The following is a 19,441-nucleotide window of genomic DNA, read 5'->3' on the forward strand; positions in this document are numbered from 1 at the left end:
GGAGTTTTCCGCATAAAGCGGGAAACGGAGGAAGCGGACTTTGCGGCGACGACGCCCGGCGTGGCCTGCCTGCTGGATAAGTAAGAACCCCGTGCCGGGCAGCTCCCGGGGGGCCCCATGTGAGCCCAGCGGAGCGGGTCACATGGGGAGAGGAGCCGCAAGGGAGCGGACGGAGTTTTCCGCATAAAGCGGGAAACGGAGGAAGCGGACTTTGCGGCGACGACGCCCGGCGTGGCCTGCCTGCTGGACAAGTAAGAAAGTTTCGTGCCGGGCGGAGTCACCGTCCCCGGCAGGCGTACCACGCCTGAAAAATAGCCCATCCCGCCCCGGGTTTTACCCGGGAGGGATGCAGGGCGGGATGGTCTGGCCGTCTTCCATGCCCGACCAACCGGATGCTTCGCGGAAAAAACGATGTTTTTGAAAGCAGAAGTGCACTATTTTCGATTTTTCGCTTGACAAGTTTGAAAAATAACGTAAAATAATTGAATTGGGCCGCATGTGTCATCCTGCGCCCCGTTTACCGAGATTTCAGCGGCGTAGTTCTGCAAAAGTCGTTTTGAAACGCCAACGGAAAGAAGCATTTTTGAGGAGGCCAAACAGCCATGAACAGAAGATACCGCAAGACCATCATCGCCGGCAACTGGAAGATGAACAAGACCCTCTCCGAGACCCGCGCTTTTGCCGAAGAGCTCAAGCCCCTGCTGGGCAAGCCCAAGTGGTGCGAGGTGGTGCTGTGTGTTCCCTACGTGAACATCCCCGCCGCCGTCCGCCTGTTCAAGGAGTGCCGTGTGGCCATCGGCGCGGAGAACGTTCACTACGAGTCTCACGGCGCCTACACCGGCGAGGTCTCCGCGGAAATGCTCAAGGAGCTGGGCGTGAAGTATGTCATCATCGGCCACTCCGAGCGCCGCAGCTACTACAATGAGACCGATTTCACCGTCAACAAGAAGGTTCACGCCGCCCTGGAGGCCGGCCTGTACCCCATCGTGTGCGTGGGCGAGAGCCTGGAGCAGCGTGAGCTGGGCGTGACCATGGACCTGATCTCCTATCAGGTGAAGGCCGCGCTGGCCGGCGTGCCCGCCGAGAAGATGCGCCATGTGGTCATCGCCTATGAGCCCCTGTGGGCCATCGGCACCGGCAAGACGGCCACGGCCGAGCAGGCCGGCGAGGTGTGCGAGTCCATCCGCGCCGTCATCCGCAAGCTCTATGGCGCCCGCGTGGCCCGCTCCGTGACCATCCAGTACGGCGGCTCCATGAACGCCAAGAACGCCCACGAGCTGCTGGCTCAGCCCGACGTGGACGGCGGCCTCATCGGCGGCGCTGCCCTGAAGGCCCCCGATTTCGTACAGATCGTCAACGCTGCCAACCAGGAGTAAGCCTGCGGCGGCGGGCGGACCCGTCCTCCAAGGAGGGCCCAGAACGCGCCGCTCTTCTTCATTTTGTCAGAACCGAGGTTTATCTATGAGTAAAACGCCGACTACCCTCATCATTATGGACGGATTTGGCCTGACCGATGTGGAAAAGGGCAACGCCATCACCAACGCCCGCACGCCCAACCTGGACCGGATCTTTGCCTCCTGCCCGGGGTGCAAACTCTCGGCCTCCGGCCTGGACGTGGGCCTGCCCGAGGGGCAGATGGGCAACAGTGAGGTGGGCCACACCAACATCGGTGCGGGCCGGGTGGTCTTCCAGGACCTGCCCCGGATCACCAAAGCCATTCAGGACGGGTCTTTCTTTGAGAACACCGCCTATCTGGAGGCCATGGGGGACTGCAAAGAGCGCAACAGCGCCCTGCACCTCATGGGTCTGCTCTCCGACGGCGGCGTACACAGCCACATCACCCATCTCTTCGCCCTGCTGGAGATGGCCAAGCGCCAGGGCCTGAGCAAGGTCTATATCCACTGCTTCCTGGACGGCCGGGACGTGCCCCCCGCTTCGGGCAAGGGCTATGTGGAGCAGCTGGTGGCCAAGTGCAAGGAGCTGGGCATCGGCCAGGTGGCCACCGTCATGGGCCGGTTCTACGCCATGGACCGGGATAAGCGCTGGGAGCGAGTCCAGCGGGCCTACAACGCCATGGCCAATGGGGACGCCCCCTTCTGCGCCGACCCGGTGGAGGCCGTTCAGAAGTCCTACGATGCCGGGGTGACCGACGAGTTTGTGGAGCCCGTGGTCTGCACCAAGGGCGCCACGGTGAACGAGGGCGACTCCATCATCTTCTTCAACTTCCGCCCTGACCGGGCCCGGGAGATCACCCGCTGCTTCGTGGACAGCGCCTTCGGCGATGTGGAGCGCAAGCGGGGCTTCCTGCCCGTCACGTATGTGTGCACCACCGAGTATGACGCCACCATGCCCAATGTGTCGGTGGCTTTCCCCCACAAGGAGCTCCAGAATATCTTTGGAGAGTATATCAGCAAGCTGGGTCTCACCCAGCTGCGCATCGCCGAGACCGAGAAGTACGCCCACGTGACCTTCTTCTTCAACGGCGGCGCCGAGCAGGTCTTCCCCGGGGAGGACCGGGTGCTCATCGCCTCTCCCAAGGTGGCCACCTATGACCTCAAGCCCGACATGAGCGCCCACGAGGTGGCCGACGAGGCCGTCAAGCGCATCGAGAGCGGCAACTATGACGTCATCATCCTCAACTTCGCCAACTGCGACATGGTGGGCCACACCGGCGTGTACGAGGCCGCCCGCCTGGCCGTGGAAGCGGTGGACGAGTGCGTCAACCAGGTGGTGGAGGCCACCTCCCGGATGGGCGGCGTGACCCTCATCACCGCCGACCACGGCAACGCCGAGCGGATGCTGGACGCCGACGGCTCCACCCCCTATACCGCCCATACCACCAATCTGGTGCCCTTCTATATCGTGGGCGCCGATGTGAAGCTGCGGGACGGTCGCCTGGCCGATATCGCCCCCACCATGCTGGATCTCATGGGCCTGGAAAAGCCCGCTGAGATGGACGGCGAAACTCTCATTGAGAATTAAGGGCGTTTCCAGGCCCACCCCATGCCGGGGCAATTCACTTGTCCCGGCAGATGCAAAGAGACGGGGTCCCCATGCGGCCTGCCGCATGGGGAATCTGGAAAAGCCCGCTGAGATGGACGGCGAGACTCTGATTGAGAACTAAGGACGATTTCCCGCCATATTTTCCCGCGTCAGCCCGCCCGGCCGGCCCGCGCCGGCCTCCCTTCGCGCGATGGGACCGGGCAGAGATAGAGAGCCCCCTCCGGGGCGCAGCCGGCACTGCCGGCGGGAGGGATTCCCTCCCACACTAGAAAGGAGTAGATTCCCCATGAAGCAGATCATTGAGATCGTTGACGTCCTGGGCCGTGAGATCCTGGATTCCCGCGGCAATCCCACCGTTGAGGTCGAGGTCTATCTGGACGACGGCACCATGGGCCGCGCCGCGGTGCCTTCGGGCGCTTCCACCGGCGTGCACGAGGCCTGCGAGCTGCGGGACGGCGACAAGGGCCGTTACCTGGGCAAGGGCGTGCTCACCGCGGTCGAGAATGTGAATACCGAGATCGCTGAGGCTCTGATCGGCATGAACGTGCTGGATCAGGTGGCCATCGACAAGGCCCTCATCGACCTGGACGGCACCCCCAACAAGAGCCGCCTGGGCGCCAACGCCATTCTGGGCGCCTCCCTGGCCTGCGCTAAGGCCGCTGCCGAGAGCCTGGGCACCAGCCTGTACAACTATATCGGCGGCACCAACGCCAAGGTCCTGCCCGTGCCCATGATGAACATCCTCAACGGCGGCGCGCACGCCACCAACAACGTGGACATTCAGGAGTTCATGATCATGCCCGTGGGCGCCTGCTGCTGGAAGGAAGCTCTGCGTATGTGCGCTGAGGTCTTCCACACCCTGAAGAGCGTCCTGAAGGAGAACGGCACCCCCGCCGCCGGCGTGGGCGACGAGGGCGGCTATGCCCCCAACCTGAAGAAGGACGAGGACGCCTTCAAGTGCATCGTGGCCGCCATCGAGAAGGCCGGCTACAAGCCCGGCGAGGACTTCATGATCGCCATCGACGCCGCTGTGTCCGACTGGTACAACGCGGAGACCGGCTGCTATGACCTGCCCAAGGCCAAGAAGAGCATGACCAAGCAGCAGATGGTCAACATGTGGAAGAAGTTCGCCGACAACTACCCCATCATCTCCATGGAGGACTGCATGGGCGAGGACGACGTGGAGGGTTGGCAGATGCTGACCAAGGCCCTGGGCGGCCGCGTCCAGCTGGTGGGCGACGACCTGTTCGTCACCAACACCGAGCGCCTGAAGATGGGCCTGGAGAACAAGATCGCCAACTCCATCCTCATCAAGGTCAACCAGATCGGCACTCTGACCGAGACCCTGGACGCCATCCAGATGGCCAACCGGGCCGGCTACACCGCCGTGGTCTCTCACCGCTCCGGTGAGACCGAGGACACCACCATCGCTGACATCGTGGTAGCCACCAACGCCGGCCAGATCAAGACCGGCGCTCCCAGCCGTACCGACCGTGTGGCCAAGTACAACCAGCTGCTTCGCATCGAGGAGGAGCTGGGCGACGTGGCACAGTACCTGGGCAAGGACGCTTTCTTCAACCTGAAGTGAGGTAATAAAGGAATAAGAGGCCGCCGGCAAACAGCCGGCGGCCTCGTTCTATATGTCGCCCAGCTCCGGGGTACCCCGGCCGGGCCCAGCGAAGCGGGCCGGCTGGGGAAGAGGAGACGCAAGGGAGCGGATGGAGGGATGCCCATACCTGGGCGTCCCGAGTGGAGCGGACTTTGCGGCGACGAGGGCGACGTGGCACAGTACCTGGGCAAGGACGCTTTCTTCAACCTGAAGTAAGACGGAAGCGCTGAAGTCCTGGAGCAGGCGCACAGGGGACCGCGGAGGCAAAAAAGCAGTTTGGCCTTTGGCCAAAGGTGTTTTTTGCGGAGCGGTTCACAGTGTGCCGTTGCGGAGGGACGGGAAGCGTGACAAGGAAATAACAAGAGGCCGCCGGCAAATAGCCGGCGGCCTCGTTCTATATGCGGGTTTTTTCAGGTTCAGCAAGGTACACCATTTTATTTTTGAGACCTTCTAAAAAGTTTTTGACATAGAAAAGTGTATCATTATGCAGGAATATTTTCATAATTTGCCATTCTGGTCTGGGGAGAGGACAGAACGGGAGGCGACGGAGAACAACTTTGGTAGAATCCACAGACTTTAGAAATCTCTATAAAAAAGTTTTTCTATGAAGTTGACACATTTACCAAAAAGTCTTATAATCTCTATAGGAGTTTTGGAGAGAGATAATATACTCCAACCTCCCAAATTGAAAGATGCAGATCACTGCAAGGAGAGGAGACATTTTCTATGTCCACAGGAACGAAAGAGACAAGCCGTTCTCTGTATGTCTTCGACAGCAAACCTCCCATTCGCAAAGCGCTGCCGATTTCACTGCAACACATCATGGCCATGTTCTTGGGAACCGTCACGGTGCCCATCGTCGTGGCCGGCGCGGCCGGAGCGGATCCGGCCACCAAGACCCTGATGATCCAGTACTCCCTGATGATGTCCGCTCTGGCCACCCTGATCCAGGCCTTCCCCCTGGGACCGGTCGGCTCCAAGCTGCCCATCATCTTCTGCGCGGGCTTTACCTGCGTGCCCGTGTTTACCCCCATCGCGACTCAGTACGGCCTGGCGGGCGCCTTCGGTGCACAGATCCTGTGCGCGGTGGTGACCATTCTGCTGGGTTTCTGCGTTGGAAAGCTCCATAAGTTCTTCCCCACCGTGGTGACCGGTACCATCATCCTGGCCATCGGCCTGTCCCTCTATCCCATCGCCCTGAAGTACATGGCCGGCAACGCCAGCTCCCCCAGCTACGGCCAGCTCAATAACTGGATCGTGGCCTTCATCACCCTGGCCGCTGTGCTGATCTTCAACCTGCTGGGCAAGGGCGTGGTCAAGATGGCCTCCATTCTCCTGGGCGCCGTGGTGGGCTACATCGTGGCCGTCTGCATGGGCATGGTGAGCTTTGACGGCGTGATCTCCGCCGGTTGGATCGCCATTCCCAAGCCCTTCTTCTTCGGCGCTCCGGTCTTTGACGTGTCCATGGTGCTCCCCGTGGTCCTGATCACCGTGGTCAATGTGATGCAGTCCGTGGGCGACATGACCGGCACCACCGTGGGCGGCTTTGACCGGGAGCCCACCAGCAAGGAGCTGACCGGCGGCGTGCTGGCCTCCGGCCTTGCAACCCTGCTGGGCGCCGTGTTCGGCGTGCCAGCCGTGTCCTCTTACAGCCAGAACGTGGGCATCGTCTCCATGAACAAGGTGGTCAGCCGCCGGGTCATCACCGTGGCCTCCGTCATCATGCTGGCCCTGGGCGTGGTGCCCAAGTTCAGCGCCCTGGTGTCCACCCTGCCCGCCCCCGTCATCGGCGGCGGCACCCTGATCGTGTTCGGCATGATCACCCTCACCGGCCTCAAGCTGGTGACCAGCGAGCCCCTCACCGCCCGCAACAGCACCATCGTGGGCGTGTCCATCGCCCTGGCCATGGGCCTGTCCACCCTGGAGGGCACTCAGGCCCTGGAGAACTTCCCCAGCCTGGTCCAGACCCTGCTGACCAAGCCCGTGGTGGTGGCCGGCGTCATGTCCTTTGTCCTCAACCTTATCGCTCCCAACAAGACCGTGGAGGAAGAGGCCAAGGAGCGCGCCGAGCTGGACGCCAAGTAATCCATTCTCTGTATCCGGAGCGGCCGGGACCTTTTGGGTCCCGGCCGCTTTTGCGTGTGTCCGAGCCTTGCGCCACGGGGCGAAATTTGATATAATCTCGGGGATAAAACGGAACGGAGGAGCAGCTATGGACACCATGATCATCGGCATCGCCGGGGGGACCGGTTCCGGTAAGACCACCCTGACCCGGCGGCTCAAAGAGCGCTTCGGAGGGCACGTGAGCGTGCTCTATCACGACAACTACTACAAACAGCACGACGACATGCCCTTTGAGGAGCGCTGCAAGCTCAACTACGACCACCCGGATGCCTTCGACACCGACCGGATGATCCAGGATATCCAGGCCCTGCGCCGGGGAGAGACCGTCCACTGCCCCACCTATGACTATACCGTCCACAACCGCTCCGCCGAGACGGTGGAGGTGCATCCCACCAAGGTCATCCTCATTGAGGGCATTCTCATCTTCGAGAACAAAGAGCTGCGGGACCTGATGGACATCAAGATCTTTGTGGACACCGATGCGGATGTGCGCATCCTCCGGCGCATCCTGCGGGACGTGAAGGAGCGGGGCCGCTCCCTGGACTCGGTGGTGGAGCAGTATCTGACCACGGTCAAGCCCATGCACGAGCAGTTTGTGGAGCCCTCCAAGCGCTGCGCCGATATCATCGTGCTGGAGGGCGGCCACAACATCGTGGCCCTGGACATGATCATCGAGCGCATCCGCAGCCACGTGGAGCAGGACTGAGCGGGGATCGATCCGCGGTTTTTTGGGCAGAATTTCATCGGATCTACACCCCAGGGGCGCCGGTACACGGGTACCGGCGCCCCGCTGTATGGCGGAACAAGCTCCCTTGCACGGAGAGAAGGGAGAAATACGCCGAAATTGGAGACGTACCCTATACAGGGCGGTATGGGTGTGGTATAATACGCACTTGAATTTGAAAAAATCAGAATAGAGAGGGGAATGTCTGATTATGAACCGGATCGGCTTTGACAACGACAAATACCTGGAGATGCAGTCGGCCCACATCAAGGAGCGGATCTCCCAGTTTGACAACAAGCTCTACCTGGAGTTTGGCGGCAAGCTCTTTGACGACTACCACGCCTCCCGGGTGCTGCCCGGCTTCGCGCCCGACAGTAAAATCCGTATGCTCACCCAGCTCAAGGACAGCGTGGAGGTCATCATCGCCATCTGTGCCTCCGACATTGAGAAGAACAAGGTGCGGGGCGATCTGGGCATCACCTACGACGTGGATGTGCTCCGCCTCATCGACGCCTTCCGTGGACAGGGCCTGTTCGTGGGCAGCGTGGTCATCACCCAGTACGCCGGACAGCCCGCCGCCGACGCCTTCAAGCGCCGGATGGAGCACCTGGGCCTGCGGGTGTACCTGCACTATCCCATCGCCGGCTACCCCCACAACATCCCCCTCATCGTCAGCGACGAGGGCTATGGCAAAAACGAGTATGTGGAGACCACCCGTCCCCTCGCGGTGGTCACCGCCCCCGGCCCGGGCAGCGGCAAAATGGCGGTGTGCCTGTCCCAGCTCTACCATGAGTACAAGCGGGGCGTCAAGGCCGGATACGCCAAGTTCGAGACCTTCCCCATCTGGAACCTGCCCCTCCAGCACCCGGTGAACCTGGCCTATGAGGCCGCCACCGCCGACCTGGGGGATGTGAACGTCATCGACCCCTTCCACCTCCAGGCCTACGGCAAGACCACCGTCAACTACAACCGGGACGTGGAGATCTTCCCGGTGCTCTCGGCCATGTTTGAGAAGATCATGGGGGAGTGCCCCTACAAGTCCCCCACCGACATGGGCGTGAACATGGCGGGCAACTGCATCTTTGACGACGAGGCCGTCCAGGATGCCGCCCGGCAGGAGATCATCCGCCGCTACTACAACGGCCTGAGCGACCGCCGCCAGGGCAAGGCCGACGATTCCCTGGTGTACAAGCTGGAGCTGCTCATGCAGCAGGCCAAGGCCAGCGCTGCCCAGCGCCCGGTCATCGCCGCCTCCCTCCAGGTGGCCGAGGAGACCGGCAACCCGGCCTTCGCCATCGAGCTGCCCGACGGCCAGGTGGTCACCGGCAAGACCACCGAGCTCCTGGGTGCCTGCTCCGCCGCCCTGCTCAACGCCCTCAAGGTGCTGGCCGGCATCGAGCACGAGTACCATCTGATCTCCCCCGAGGCCCTCACCCCCATCCAGACCGTGAAGGTCAAGCACCTGGGCTCCAACAACCCCCGCATCCACAGCGACGAGACCCTCATCGCCCTGGCCATCTCGGCCGCCGCCGACCCGGTGGCCGCCAAGGCCCTGGCCCAGCTCTCCAAGCTGCGGGGCTGCGAGGCACATTCCACCGTGATCCTCTCCCAGGTGGACAACTCCACCTACTCCAAGCTGGGCATGCACCTGACCACCGAGCCCCAGTACGAGACCAACAAGCTCTACCACAGATAAAAAGTTTCTCAAAAATGCACTGCCCCCCATCCGTTCGGATGGGGGGTTTATCTTTGGCTGTGCGAGACACCATACCCAAAATCGGCGCGGCAGCTGCCTGGAACTGAGGCGTGGGGGTGACTCGGGGCCCCACGCAACCGGGACCTCCCGGGTGTGGATACCGCCAGGCCATGCCCCCCGGCCACCCGGTATCCTGGTCTTTGCCAGGAAAAATGGGAGGGGGCCGGGGGAGTCTTCCCCCGGGCCTTCTTTCCGCCCCTTTCTTCGCGAAGAAAGGGGCGTTCCCGCCGAACAGGCGCCGCTCCCGGCAAAAAAACCGCGCCCCATCCGAGAGCGGACAGGGCGCGGAGAAGGGAGCTATTTACTTACACAGCTCCACGATGGCGTGGGTAAAGATCTTGCAGGCGCACAGGAGCTGCTCCACATTGGCCTGCTCGTCGGGGGCGTGCATCTTGGGATCAAAGCCGGGGAAGACGCAGCCGAAGGCCACGCCGCCAGGGATGTCGTGGACATAGGTGCCGCCGCCGATGGCCAGGGGCTTGGACTGGGTGTCCCCGGAGAAGGTCTGATAGCTCTCCATCAGGGTGGTCACCAGCTTGGAGTCGGCGGGGACGCAGTGGACGCTGGTCATGTCCGGGTCGGCGGTGACCGCGATGCCGTGGCGGGCCAGGCTCGCCTCACAGGCCTTCTTGCAGTTGTCCTCGTTGGAGGAGACCGGGTAGCGCACGTCGAACTTGGCGGAGAAGCCCTCCCCGTCCAGCTCCATGAGAGCCAGATTCAGGGTGAGGGGGCCGGACTCGGCGTCCTCCTTGGCGATGCCCAGGGCCTTGCCGCGGGTGTCGCCGAAGGGGAAGAGGGTGTGCATGGACCGGAGGGCCTGGGTGCTCTCGCACTCGGCCAGGGGGAGGCGCGCCAGCAGCTCGAGCAGGCCCGAGATGGCGTTGCGCCCGTCATCGGGGGAGGCGGCGTGGGCGTTCTGACCGGCGCAGTGGATGCGCACGGACTCTCCCTCGGCGGTGACGGTGAAGGGGGTGTGGGTGGCAGCGGCCACCGCTCCGGCTGCCTCTTCCACCTGGGCGGGGGTGAGACCGGAGACCACGCACTCAGCCTCGGGGGGCACCACATTGGTGCGGAAGCCGCCCTTCAGGCCGGTCACCCGGGGCAGAGCGGTCTCCGGGGCCCAGCGCTTGCCGAAGGAGGGGTGGTAGTGGCCCTTCTCGATGTGGATGACCGGGAAGTCGGCGTCGGGGGTGAAGGCGTAGGGGGCGAAGGGGTGCTTGGAGTAGTAGTAGGCGATGTCGCCCGAGCCGCTCTCCTCATCGGTGCCCATGAGCAGGCGCACGTTGGCCGAGAGGGGGAGGTCCAGCTCCCGGATGGCCTTCATGGCCATCAGAGCGCAGACCACGGGGCCCTTGTCGTCGGAGACGCCGCGGCCGTAGAGCATGCCGTCCTTTTCCACACAGGTGTAGGGGTCGGTGGACCAGCCCTTGCCCTCGCCCACCACGTCCAGGTGGCCCAGGATGTGCAGGCGGGTCTCCTTGTCGTTCAGGTCGGCGGTGCCCACCTGGTTCTCATGGTTCTCGGTGTGAAAACCCCACTCGCCGGCCAGCTTCAGGCCCTCGGCCAGAGCGGCGGCGGGGCCGGGGCCGTAGGGCATGCCGGGCTGGGCCTCGCCCCGGACGCTCTTGACCGCCACCAGGCGGGAGATGGCCGCGATGAGGGTCTCACGGGCCTTGGGGTCGTCAAAATAGGCGTGGATCTGTTCCTCGTACATGGTAAATTCCTCCTTGCAGATGGGTCAGAGCTCACCGGGCTCGTCGGCGTCGCCGCCGCCCTGCTCGGCCAGCTCTCCCAGGTATTTGTACACAGTATAGCGGGAGACCTGGAGCCGCTTGGATACGAAGGGCACCGACTTGCGGAAGGAGAAGGCGTTCTTCTGATCCAGCAGGGCGATGACCTTCATGCGGTCCTTTTTGGTCAGGGAAGAGACCGGCTTCCCCACGGCGGCAATGCACTCGTCAAAGATGTCGGCCAGACGGCTGTCCCCGCCCTGCCACATGGCGCTCTGGAGATCGGCCTCGGCATTCATCAGGTCCACCAGGATGCGGTTGGCGTACACCAGGGAGGTGTAGTCAAAGTTGATGCCCAGGGCCAGGTTGTAGCCGTCCTTCCCCTCCTGGATGATGTGGAAGGTACTGCTCTTGATCTGCTGGCCCGAGGGGGTGGTGGCGTAGAGGTTGACGAAGTCGGTGGTCAGGGCGGTCATGTCCAGCTCCTTGGCGGTGCCCAGGATGTCCATGGTGGAGCCCACCGTGCGCCCCGACACATGGCCGTTGTAGATGGAGAGGATGGGATGCTTGGGGTCTCCCATATCGTGGACCAGGGTCTCACAGGAAGAGCCGAACATTTCCGCGATGCCTCTTGCGGTCCGGTCGAGAAATTCAAAAGCTTCCGCGCGGGTCATGGCGGAATCACCTCACAAAGCTGAAATCTGGGATAACAATTCATTTTAGCATCTTTCCCATGGGGAGGCAAGGGGCAGAAGGGGCGGCACCCCAGAAAGGAGATGATTTATGCGGGGAGCTGTGATATAATAAAAAAACTGCGGGTCTTTCGACCCCACCAAGCGCGACTGGAGGAAGGAACCCATGCTTTTCAACTCCCTGGATTTCCTCATCTTTTTCCCCATAGTCACCCTGGCCTACTTCCTGCTGCCCCACCGGGTGCGCTGGGTGTGGCTTCTGGCGACCAGCTACTATTTCTATATGTGCTGGAACCCCCGGTACGCCCTGCTCATGGCCCTGTCCACCGGCATCACCTTTGTGAGCGGACTGCTCCTCCAGCGGGCGGGGCAGGTGGAGGACGGGGAAAAGCGCCGGCGATTGCGCCGGCTGTGGGTGACCCTGAGCTTTCTCTCCAACCTGGCCATCCTCTTCTTCTTCAAATACTGGGGCTTCTTCTGGGACAATGTGGAGGCCCTCTTCGCCCTGGGCGGGATCGCCCTGCACAAGCCGGTCTTTGATGTGATCCTGCCCGTGGGCATCTCCTTCTATACCTTCCAGGCCCTGAGCTACACCATGGACGTGTACCGGGGCGAGGTGGAGGCCGAGAAGAATTTCTTCCGCTACGCCCTCTTTGTCTCCTTCTTCCCCCAGCTGGTGGCCGGACCCATCGAGCGCTCCAAGAACCTGCTCCACCAGGTCCATGAGGAGCACACCTTTGACCCCCTCCGGGCCCGGGACGGGCTCCTCCTCATGCTGTGGGGCCTCTTTCAGAAGATGGTGGTGGCCGACCGGGTCTCCATCGTGGTGGACCAGATCTTTGACCACTACCAGGAGATGCCGGCCTGGGCCATCGTGCTGGGCACCGTGCTCTTCGCCTTCCAGATCTACTGTGACTTCGGGGGGTACTCCAATATTGCCATCGGCGCGGCCAAGGTGATGGGCTTCTCCCTGATGGAGAACTTCCGCCAGCCCTATCTCTCCAAATCCTGCGGGGAGTTCTGGCGGCGGTGGCACATCTCCCTGTCCACCTGGTTCCGGGACTACCTCTACATCCCCCTGGGGGGCAACCGGAAGGGAAAGAGACGCAAGTATTTCAACAACCTGGTCACCTTCCTGGCCTCCGGCCTGTGGCACGGGGCCAGCTGGAACTATGTGGTGTGGGGCGGCCTCAACGGAGTCTACCAGGTAGTGGGGGAGATCCTCCGTCCCGCCCGGGAGCGGCTGTGCGCCGCATTCAAGATCGACCGCTCCGGACGGCTCTGGCAGGTCCTCCGGGTGGGGATCACCTTTGTGCTCATCGACTTTGCCTGGCTCTTTTTCCGGGCGCCCTCCTTCTCCACGGCGGTGGACATGCTCCGCGTCCTTCTGGCGGGCGGTGCCGCGGTGGGCGAGGGCTTCACCCTGGGACTGGAGGGGGCCGAGCTGCGCCTCATGTTCCTCTCCATCCTGGTCCTCATGGCGGTGGACCTGTGCAACAACGCGGGGGTGGAGCTGCGGCGCGGGCTGGTGCGCCTGCCCCTGCCCGTGCGGTGGGTGTGCTACCTGCTGGCGGTGTATGTGATCCTGATCTTCGGCATCTATGGGCCGGGCTTCTCCGCGTCCCAGTTCATCTACTTCCAGTTCTAAGGAGGAGTGTGCCTTGTCATCCACGAAAAAATTCCTGCTCAGCGGCCTGGCCCTCTTCCTGCTGCTGGTGCTGACGGCGGGGCCGATCACCTGGATCTTTGCCCGCAAGTCCCTGGAGGGCCCCTGGGACATGACCAACAAGATCGGCGGGTTCTACAACGAGCCCCGGGGGGAGTTCACTGCCATGTTCTTCGGCTCCTCCCACATCTACGCCTCCCTCTCGCCCCTGGAGCTGTGGCACGAGACCGGGGTGAAGAGCTATGTCTTTGCCACCCAGCTCCAGCCCATGTGGGCCACCTATACCTATCTGAAGGAGGCCCTCAAGTACCAGTCCCCCCAGCTGGTGGTGGTGGAGTGCAACATGATGGGCAACAATACGGAGTACCACGACAACGGGGTGAACTTCTCCTACATGGACGACCTGCGCTTCTCCCTGGACAAGGTGGCCCTGGCCAAGGTATCCGCCCCCAAGGGGGAGCGGGCCCCTCTGCTGTGGAACTTCATGATGTACCACGGCCGCTGGGATGAGCTGGAGGAGGAGGACTACCACACCCGGAAGGAGGACCTCCACGACCCCTACAAGGGCTATGTGCTCCTCCCCGGACAGGCCGTCCGGCCCGAGACCATCCCGCCCGAGGAGGGGGAGAGCGGGAACTTGAGCGAGAAGAACGTCTACTGGCTCAACCGGATCATCGACCTGTGCCAGTCTCGGGGGATCGCCCTGTGGCTCATCAAAGCCCCCTCCAACACCGCGCTGGAGGAGACCCAGCGCCTGCGCATGGAGGAGGTGGCGCGCATCGCCGCCGAGCGGGGGGTGCCCTTTGACGACTTCAACAACAGCTACCAGGAGATGGGGCTGACACTGGACGACTTCTATGACCAGCGCCATCTGAACGGCGGGGGCGCGGTGAAGTTCACCGACTATTTCGCCTACCTGATGAACCGGCGCTATCCGGACCTCTTCGCCGAGTCGGAGGACGCCGACTGGCAGGCCGACTATGAGGCCTATGCCGCCAAACTGGCCGAACTGGCCTGATTGTAAGAAAAAGCGCATGTCCCGGTAGGGACATGCGCTTTTTGATTGGGTGTTTATTTGGCCAGCCAGACCAGGTTCTTGTCGGTGACGAAGTTGGAGACGCTGTAGAGGACCAGGGCCTCGTCGATGCCGTTCTCCTGGATGTAGTCGGCCACCGAGAGCTTGTAGTAGCGGGGGTCCACCAGATGGATCTCCGAGAAGTGGGCGGTCAGGAAGGGGACCAGGCTGTCGGTGTAGGAATCCCGCACGATGAGGAGCTTGGGGGCGTCGGTGTGGGGGGTGCGCACCACGGCCAGGGGCTGGTTGCCGCCCAGGAACATGGAGTACTTGTCCTTGACGCTCAGGAAGGAGGTGTCGTAGAGGGGACGCTCCTCCTCCACCGGGTTGCCCTTGTTGTCATAGGTGTGGGAGGTGACGGTGATGCCGTCGGCGGGCACATAGGTGTCGATGCAGTCGGGGCGGACCCAGCGCACGCCGGAGGAGGAGAAGATGGTGCCGTAGAAGGAGTCGGACACGGTGGTCTTGGTGTAGTTGGAGAGGGGCACGGCCTCCATCCCCAGGGCGTCCATGAGGGCGGTATAGCCGTAGTAGGCGCCAAGGCTCGTCCAGTGGTGGTCGGTGCGGTAGTAGATGTCCTCGTCGCTGTGGGCGTCCATAACAGAGTAGGTGTCATAGACCAGGGCGTTCTTCAGCGTGGAGGCGGCCTGGTCGATGACGGCCTTCTGACTGGCGTTGGGCGCGCCCTCGGGCAGGCGGTCGGACCAGATCTCCGCCGCGCCGGGAATGAGGGAGAAGTAGACGGGCACACCCGCCTTCTGGGCAAACTGGTCCACATAGCTCAGGTTGTTGGCCACGTTCTGGGCGTCCGGGGTGTCAAAGCGGGTGATGAGGGTGTCCTCCTTGCAGAAGTACACGCTGTTGTTCTCCTGCTTGCCCATGGCCTTCTCGGTGCGGGCCTTCAGGTCCACCCAGGCGTCCCGGCCGGGGAACTGGTCGGTGGTGTAGGTCTCAAAGTCGGACATGAACTTGCCGTTGAGCACGGTCTCCACCGTGGGGGTGGGGAGCTGCTGAAGGGTGCGGTTCTCCAGCTGGGAGAAGGACTGGTCGGGGCTCACCGCGCCCGCCACCAGAAAGACCGCCAGGAAGGCGCAGAACAGAGCCGAGAGGAAGATACAGTAACGCTTGCTCATACAAACATACCTCCTATTAGAAACGGAAATAGAGGAAGGGGTTATAGGTGGCATCCACCAGATAGGCGGTGGAGAAGAGGAGACCGGCCAGCACCAGAATGGGGAGGAGGACCAGCCGGGGCCGCTCCCGGAGGCGGCGCCACAGACCCGCCCCCAGGGGCAGGGAGGCCACGCACCCCACCAGCAGGGTCAGGCCGTAGGAGCGCAGGTAGTAGCCGAAGGCGGGGTCGGCCAGACCACCCTGGGCCATGCCGAACATGGCGCCCAGGTAGGCCCCCATGTGGGAGAAGTCCTCCACAGCGAAGATGGCCCAGCTCACCAGTACGAAGAAGAGGGCGTAAAGGTGCTGAAGGGCGGCGGGCAGGCGCTTGAGATACTGGAGCAGGAAGAATTTCTCCACGATCAGCAGCACGGCGAAGTAGAGGCCCCAGATCAGGAAGTTCCAGCTGGCTCCATGCCAGATGCCGGTGGCGGCCCACACCACCAGGAGGTTGAAGAGGAGCCGGGGCTTGCTCACCCGGTTGCCGCCCAGGGGGATGTAGAGGTACTCCCGGAACCAGGTGCCCAGAGACATGTGCCACCGCCGCCAGAACTCGGTGATGGACTTGGAGATATAGGGGTAGTTGAAGTTGGGGATAAACTCAAAGCCCAGCATCCGGCCCAGGCCGATGGCCATGTCGGAGTAGCCCGAGAAGTCAAAGTAGAGCTGGAGGGAGAAGGCCACGATGCCCAGCCAGGCCCCCGCCGTGGTCAGCTCGCTCACGGGCATGGCCTTGTAGGCGTCCCAGAGCATGCCCAGGTTGTTGGCCAGCAGCACCTTCTTGGCCAGACCCACCACGAAGACCTGCACGCCGGAGGCAAACTGCTCCGGGGAGTGAGTGCGGTGCTCCAGCTGGTCGTCCAGGTCCTTATACTTGATGATGGGACCGGCGATGAGCTGGGGGAAGAGGGTGACGAAGGTGCTGAAGGTGATGACGTTGCGCTGGCACCGGGCATCCCCCCGGTAGACGTCGATGGTGTAGCTCATGGTCTGGAAGGTATAGAAGGAGATGCCGATGGGCAGGCGGATGTTCAGCACCGGCATGAAGGGCAGGCCCACGGCCGCCAGGGACTGGGCCAGGAAGTCCCAGTACTTGAAGAAGAAGAGCAGGGCCAGATTGAAGATCACCGAGGAGGCCACCGCCATCCGGGCGCCCCGGTCATTGCCCTTGGCCTTGCACCGGGTGACCAGCATGCCATGGGTGTAGTCGATGGCGATGGAGGCAAACATGATGAGGATGTACTTGGGCTCCCCCCAGCCGTAGAAGATCAGGTTGAAGAGGAGGAGTACGGCGTTGCGCCATTTCAGAGGCGTCACATAATAGGCCAGAAGGACCACTGGCAGGTACAAAAAGAGAAAATACAGGCTGGAAAAGACCAATCACAATCACCTTCCAAAGGAAAAATAGCAGACGTCCGGGGCACGGCCGCCGCCGGACGCCTGCTTAGTATACCCGATATTTCTTACTTTGTATAGGTGTTGAAGGCAGAAACCGCCTCGTCGGCGTACTCGCTCACCACGAAGAGGACGTAGTTGCCATTGGTCACCAGCTGGTAGTTCTTCACCAGCTCATACTGCTCGGGGAGGTACTGGCTCCACTGCTGGTCCAGGGCATCCTGGCGGGCTTCCAGAGAGGCCTTCACGCTGTCCATCTTGCCGTCCTTGACCTCGGCGATGAAATACTCGGTGGCCGTCACATTGATGAGGGGGATCTTACAGACATAGTCCACCAGATCGTCGGAGGAGATGCCGTAGACCGCCTCCAGCGTGGCGGCATCCACGTCGCTGAGGGAGGGGAGATCGGAGCTCTTGGCGATCTCATTCCACACAGAGTCCACCGCGGAGGTGGCGGGAGCGGGCGTGGGCGTGGGGGCCGGAGTGGGGGTGGGCTTGGCCGTCGGCTTCGCCGTGGGCTTGGCGGTGGGTTTGGCCGTGGGCTGCGCGCTGGGCTTGGAAGAAGGTGCGGCGCTGGGGGCGGAGGAGCTCTCCGGCGCGGCGGAGGGAGTGGCCTCGGGCGCGGGGGTCTCCGAGGGGAGGAGGCTCTCGCTGGGAAGGGGCGCGGGGGTCTCCGAGACCACCGGCGCGGAGGGAGCGGGCGAGGGCGTGGAGGGGGGCGTGGAGGCGCCGCAGCCGGTCAGAAGACCGGCGGTGAGGAGGCCGGCCAGGGCCAGAGAGGAAAAGCGGTGATTCATATGTGTCATAACTCCTTTTAAAAATACAAGATGAAATCGGATTTGCGCCGGAATCCCGGCTGCATGAAATTGGACGAGAGGGCGGGAGAAAAAGTTCCCGCAAAAAAGGACAAAGTTTCAAGGGGGCAAAAAAATCCCTCCGGCGCGTTCTCCGGCGTTCCATAGGGACAATTTATGAACCTACCCATATAACTCAATATTTGTTCCTGTGGAGGGAGGCTGTGTTTCGGCACAGCCTCCCTTTTCTGCTCATGCAACCTCATTTGGGATTTCTTCTGCCACGGAATCAACCATGCTCTGAGGAAGTTCATCCACCAGACCAATGTCGCGGTAATAGATACGCACCTCCTGCGGCGCTGTGCGGGAGTATTTCTCCGCACGCTCACCGACCTCCACCCGCTTGATGAAGATGCGCAAGATCTCAGCGGTCAGTTCCGGGATCTGGCTGTACCGTTTGGCGTTCTCAATGAACCGGGTAATATTGGAGCTGGAGTCTTTCAGTTCCTGAAGCCTTACTTCCATGGCAGGGAGCTGTTCTTGAATCTCTTTCTGCTCGGCAGTGTACTCTTGAGAGAGGATGCGATACTGCTCGTCCGGGATGCGGCCAAGGACGCTGTCCTCGTAGAGCCGTTTGAAGAGTTTTGTCAGCTCGTCCTGGCGCTTTTGCATGGTGTCGATTTTCTTTTGAAGCACCGTGATCTCTTGCTGCGCCTCCTTGCCCTGTTTCTTGCGGATATGCTCCGCAAACCGTAGCTCGTTCTGACGAGCGAAGTGCGTGACACGCCGGATGTCATCCAGCAGGATGGCACTGAGTTCTTGTTCTCTGATGTAATGCCCAGAGCAAACATCTTTGCCTTTCTTCTTGTAGGTAGAGCACATGAAGTTGTTTTTCACCGCATCCATGGTGTGTGCTCGGTGCAGTACCATGGTGCCCCCGCAGTCCAGACAGTAGACCAGCCCGGAGAAGATATTCTGCTCCTCCATCTTTGCCGGACGCCTCTTATGCTTGCGGATATCCTGTACGATCTCCCAGGTCTGTTGCGTAACGAGTGCTTCGTGCGTATTCTCAAAGCGGAGTTGCTCAGACTCGGGACGCTCAATGCGCTTCTTGTTCTTGAAGGACAGGGTGGTGGATTTCAGGTTGATGGTGTGACCCAGGTAAGTCTCATCCTCCAGAATGCCAGCGATGGTGTTGGTGGACCAGTTGTATGGCTGAGTGATGTCCACTCCGGTCAGTTCCACCCCATGCTTCTGGTAGTAGGAATATCCAGGCGTGGGAATTTTGTCTTTCTTGAGCTGCTTTGCAATCTGAGCAGGACCCTTTCCAGAAACGCAGAGGTCAAAGATGTACCGTACTACCGGAGCAGTCTCAGGATCAGGCACCATGTGTCGTTTGGGATCTGCCGGGTCCTTCATATACCCATAGCGGGGTCGGGAGGAGACCCTGGCGCCAGTCTCAGCCTTGAGACGAACCACAGAGCGTCCCTTCTTGCTACAGTCCTTGGCATAGAACTCGTTCATCAGATTCCGGAAGGGCGTGAAGTCATTGGTGGACTCGTACAGGCTGTCCACGCCATCGTTGACGGCGATAAAGCGCACACCATAGCTTGGGAAGATGAGTTCACTAATATAGACAAGGGCACAAAAGGGATAGCGTATGACGGGGGCAGCCCGTCAGATTTTCCATTCGATTTCTA

At 61.8% G+C, this 19,441-nt stretch carries 14 protein-coding genes; 8 read left to right on the top strand and 6 right to left on the bottom strand.

Going from position 1 to position 19,441, the window contains the following annotated elements:
* Window positions 1-602 precede the first annotated feature (602 nt).
* From tpiA to I2C21_RS12030, 6 genes are all read left to right on the top strand, one after another.
* Window positions 603-1,376 (top strand): triose-phosphate isomerase, encoded by a 774-nt coding sequence (gene tpiA, locus I2C21_RS12005; protein WP_101691817.1) that lies wholly within the window; start codon window positions 603-605, stop codon window positions 1,374-1,376.
* An 85-nt stretch (window positions 1,377-1,461) separates the two neighbouring features.
* A complete protein-coding gene (gene gpmI / locus I2C21_RS12010; protein ID WP_186963445.1) occupies window positions 1,462-2,982 on the top strand; it encodes a 2,3-bisphosphoglycerate-independent phosphoglycerate mutase in 1,521 nt (506 codons plus the stop codon).
* Window positions 2,983-3,289: 307 nt separating this feature from the next.
* The gene (gene eno / locus I2C21_RS12015) at window positions 3,290-4,591 is read left to right on the top strand and encodes a phosphopyruvate hydratase (RefSeq protein ID WP_101691819.1); all 1,302 of its coding nucleotides are present in this window, start codon (window positions 3,290-3,292) and stop codon (window positions 4,589-4,591) included.
* 747 nt (window positions 4,592-5,338) lie between these two features.
* Entirely contained in the window at window positions 5,339-6,697 is a 1,359-nt protein-coding gene (locus I2C21_RS12020) for a uracil-xanthine permease family protein (RefSeq protein ID WP_101691820.1), read from the top strand.
* Between the two features lie 127 nt (window positions 6,698-6,824).
* On the top strand, window positions 6,825-7,442 hold the full coding sequence (gene udk, locus I2C21_RS12025) for a uridine kinase (RefSeq protein WP_101691821.1): 618 nt from the start codon (window positions 6,825-6,827) through the stop codon (window positions 7,440-7,442).
* A gap of 229 nt (window positions 7,443-7,671) precedes the next feature.
* The gene (locus tag I2C21_RS12030) at window positions 7,672-9,156 is read left to right on the top strand and encodes a DUF1846 domain-containing protein (protein ID WP_101691822.1); all 1,485 of its coding nucleotides are present in this window, start codon (window positions 7,672-7,674) and stop codon (window positions 9,154-9,156) included.
* A gap of 361 nt (window positions 9,157-9,517) precedes the next feature.
* On the opposite strand, the gene I2C21_RS12035 is transcribed toward I2C21_RS12030, so the two are convergent.
* Window positions 9,518-10,930 (bottom strand): Sapep family Mn(2+)-dependent dipeptidase, encoded by a 1,413-nt coding sequence (locus I2C21_RS12035; protein WP_195279379.1) that lies wholly within the window; start codon window positions 10,928-10,930, stop codon window positions 9,518-9,520.
* A gap of 24 nt (window positions 10,931-10,954) precedes the next feature.
* Complete coding sequence (locus I2C21_RS12040) at window positions 10,955-11,620, bottom strand: helix-turn-helix transcriptional regulator (protein ID WP_193537211.1); 666 nt, start codon at window positions 11,618-11,620, stop codon at window positions 10,955-10,957.
* Between the two features lie 184 nt (window positions 11,621-11,804).
* Here I2C21_RS12040 and I2C21_RS12045 point away from each other — a divergent pair, with 184 nt between their 5' ends.
* Together I2C21_RS12045 and I2C21_RS12050 are read left to right on the top strand one after the other, a co-directional pair.
* The gene (locus tag I2C21_RS12045; protein ID WP_195279380.1) at window positions 11,805-13,286 is read left to right on the top strand and encodes an MBOAT family O-acyltransferase; all 1,482 of its coding nucleotides are present in this window, start codon (window positions 11,805-11,807) and stop codon (window positions 13,284-13,286) included.
* A 13-nt stretch (window positions 13,287-13,299) separates the two neighbouring features.
* Entirely contained in the window at window positions 13,300-14,322 is a 1,023-nt protein-coding gene (locus I2C21_RS12050; protein ID WP_195279381.1) for a hypothetical protein, read from the top strand.
* Between the two features lie 53 nt (window positions 14,323-14,375).
* On the opposite strand, the gene I2C21_RS12055 is transcribed toward I2C21_RS12050, so the two are convergent.
* The 4 genes from I2C21_RS12055 to I2C21_RS12070 all read right to left on the bottom strand — a co-directional run bounded on the left by I2C21_RS12055 (window position 14,376) and on the right by I2C21_RS12070 (window position 19,343).
* On the bottom strand, window positions 14,376-15,512 hold the full coding sequence (locus I2C21_RS12055; RefSeq protein ID WP_101691827.1) for a DHHW family protein: 1,137 nt from the start codon (window positions 15,510-15,512) through the stop codon (window positions 14,376-14,378).
* A 16-nt stretch (window positions 15,513-15,528) separates the two neighbouring features.
* Window positions 15,529-16,932 (bottom strand): MBOAT family O-acyltransferase, encoded by a 1,404-nt coding sequence (locus I2C21_RS12060; protein WP_101691828.1) that lies wholly within the window; start codon window positions 16,930-16,932, stop codon window positions 15,529-15,531.
* Window positions 16,933-17,015: 83 nt separating this feature from the next.
* On the bottom strand, window positions 17,016-17,744 hold the full coding sequence (locus I2C21_RS12065; protein ID WP_195279382.1) for a DUF4358 domain-containing protein: 729 nt from the start codon (window positions 17,742-17,744) through the stop codon (window positions 17,016-17,018).
* 249 nt (window positions 17,745-17,993) lie between these two features.
* Complete coding sequence (locus I2C21_RS12070; protein ID WP_353654806.1) at window positions 17,994-19,343, bottom strand: recombinase family protein; 1,350 nt, start codon at window positions 19,341-19,343, stop codon at window positions 17,994-17,996.
* Window positions 19,344-19,441 lie beyond the last annotated feature (98 nt).

The organism is Clostridium sp. J1101437_171009_A5 (assembly GCF_015547905.1).
Classification (GTDB): Bacteria; Bacillota; Clostridia; order Oscillospirales; family Oscillospiraceae; genus Pseudoflavonifractor_A; species Pseudoflavonifractor_A gallinarum.

What these genes read in the sequence shown, in the direction of transcription:
- udk (WP_101691821.1), top strand. Translation starts at nt 6,825, where the DNA reads ATGGACACCATGATCATCGGCATCGCCGGGGGGACCGGTTCCGGTAAG.
- I2C21_RS12020 (WP_101691820.1), top strand. Translation starts at nt 5,339, where the DNA reads ATGTCCACAGGAACGAAAGAGACAAGCCGTTCTCTGTATGTCTTCGAC.
- eno (WP_101691819.1), top strand. Translation starts at nt 3,290, where the DNA reads ATGAAGCAGATCATTGAGATCGTTGACGTCCTGGGCCGTGAGATCCTG.
- gpmI (WP_186963445.1), top strand. Translation starts at nt 1,462, where the DNA reads ATGAGTAAAACGCCGACTACCCTCATCATTATGGACGGATTTGGCCTG.
- I2C21_RS12045 (WP_195279380.1), top strand. Translation starts at nt 11,805, where the DNA reads ATGCTTTTCAACTCCCTGGATTTCCTCATCTTTTTCCCCATAGTCACC.
- I2C21_RS12065 (WP_195279382.1), bottom strand. Translation starts at nt 17,744, where the DNA reads ATGAATCACCGCTTTTCCTCTCTGGCCCTGGCCGGCCTCCTCACCGCC.
- I2C21_RS12035 (WP_195279379.1), bottom strand. Translation starts at nt 10,930, where the DNA reads ATGTACGAGGAACAGATCCACGCCTATTTTGACGACCCCAAGGCCCGT.
- I2C21_RS12030 (WP_101691822.1), top strand. Translation starts at nt 7,672, where the DNA reads ATGAACCGGATCGGCTTTGACAACGACAAATACCTGGAGATGCAGTCG.
- I2C21_RS12040 (WP_193537211.1), bottom strand. Translation starts at nt 11,620, where the DNA reads ATGACCCGCGCGGAAGCTTTTGAATTTCTCGACCGGACCGCAAGAGGC.
- tpiA (WP_101691817.1), top strand. Translation starts at nt 603, where the DNA reads ATGAACAGAAGATACCGCAAGACCATCATCGCCGGCAACTGGAAGATG.
- I2C21_RS12055 (WP_101691827.1), bottom strand. Translation starts at nt 15,512, where the DNA reads ATGAGCAAGCGTTACTGTATCTTCCTCTCGGCTCTGTTCTGCGCCTTC.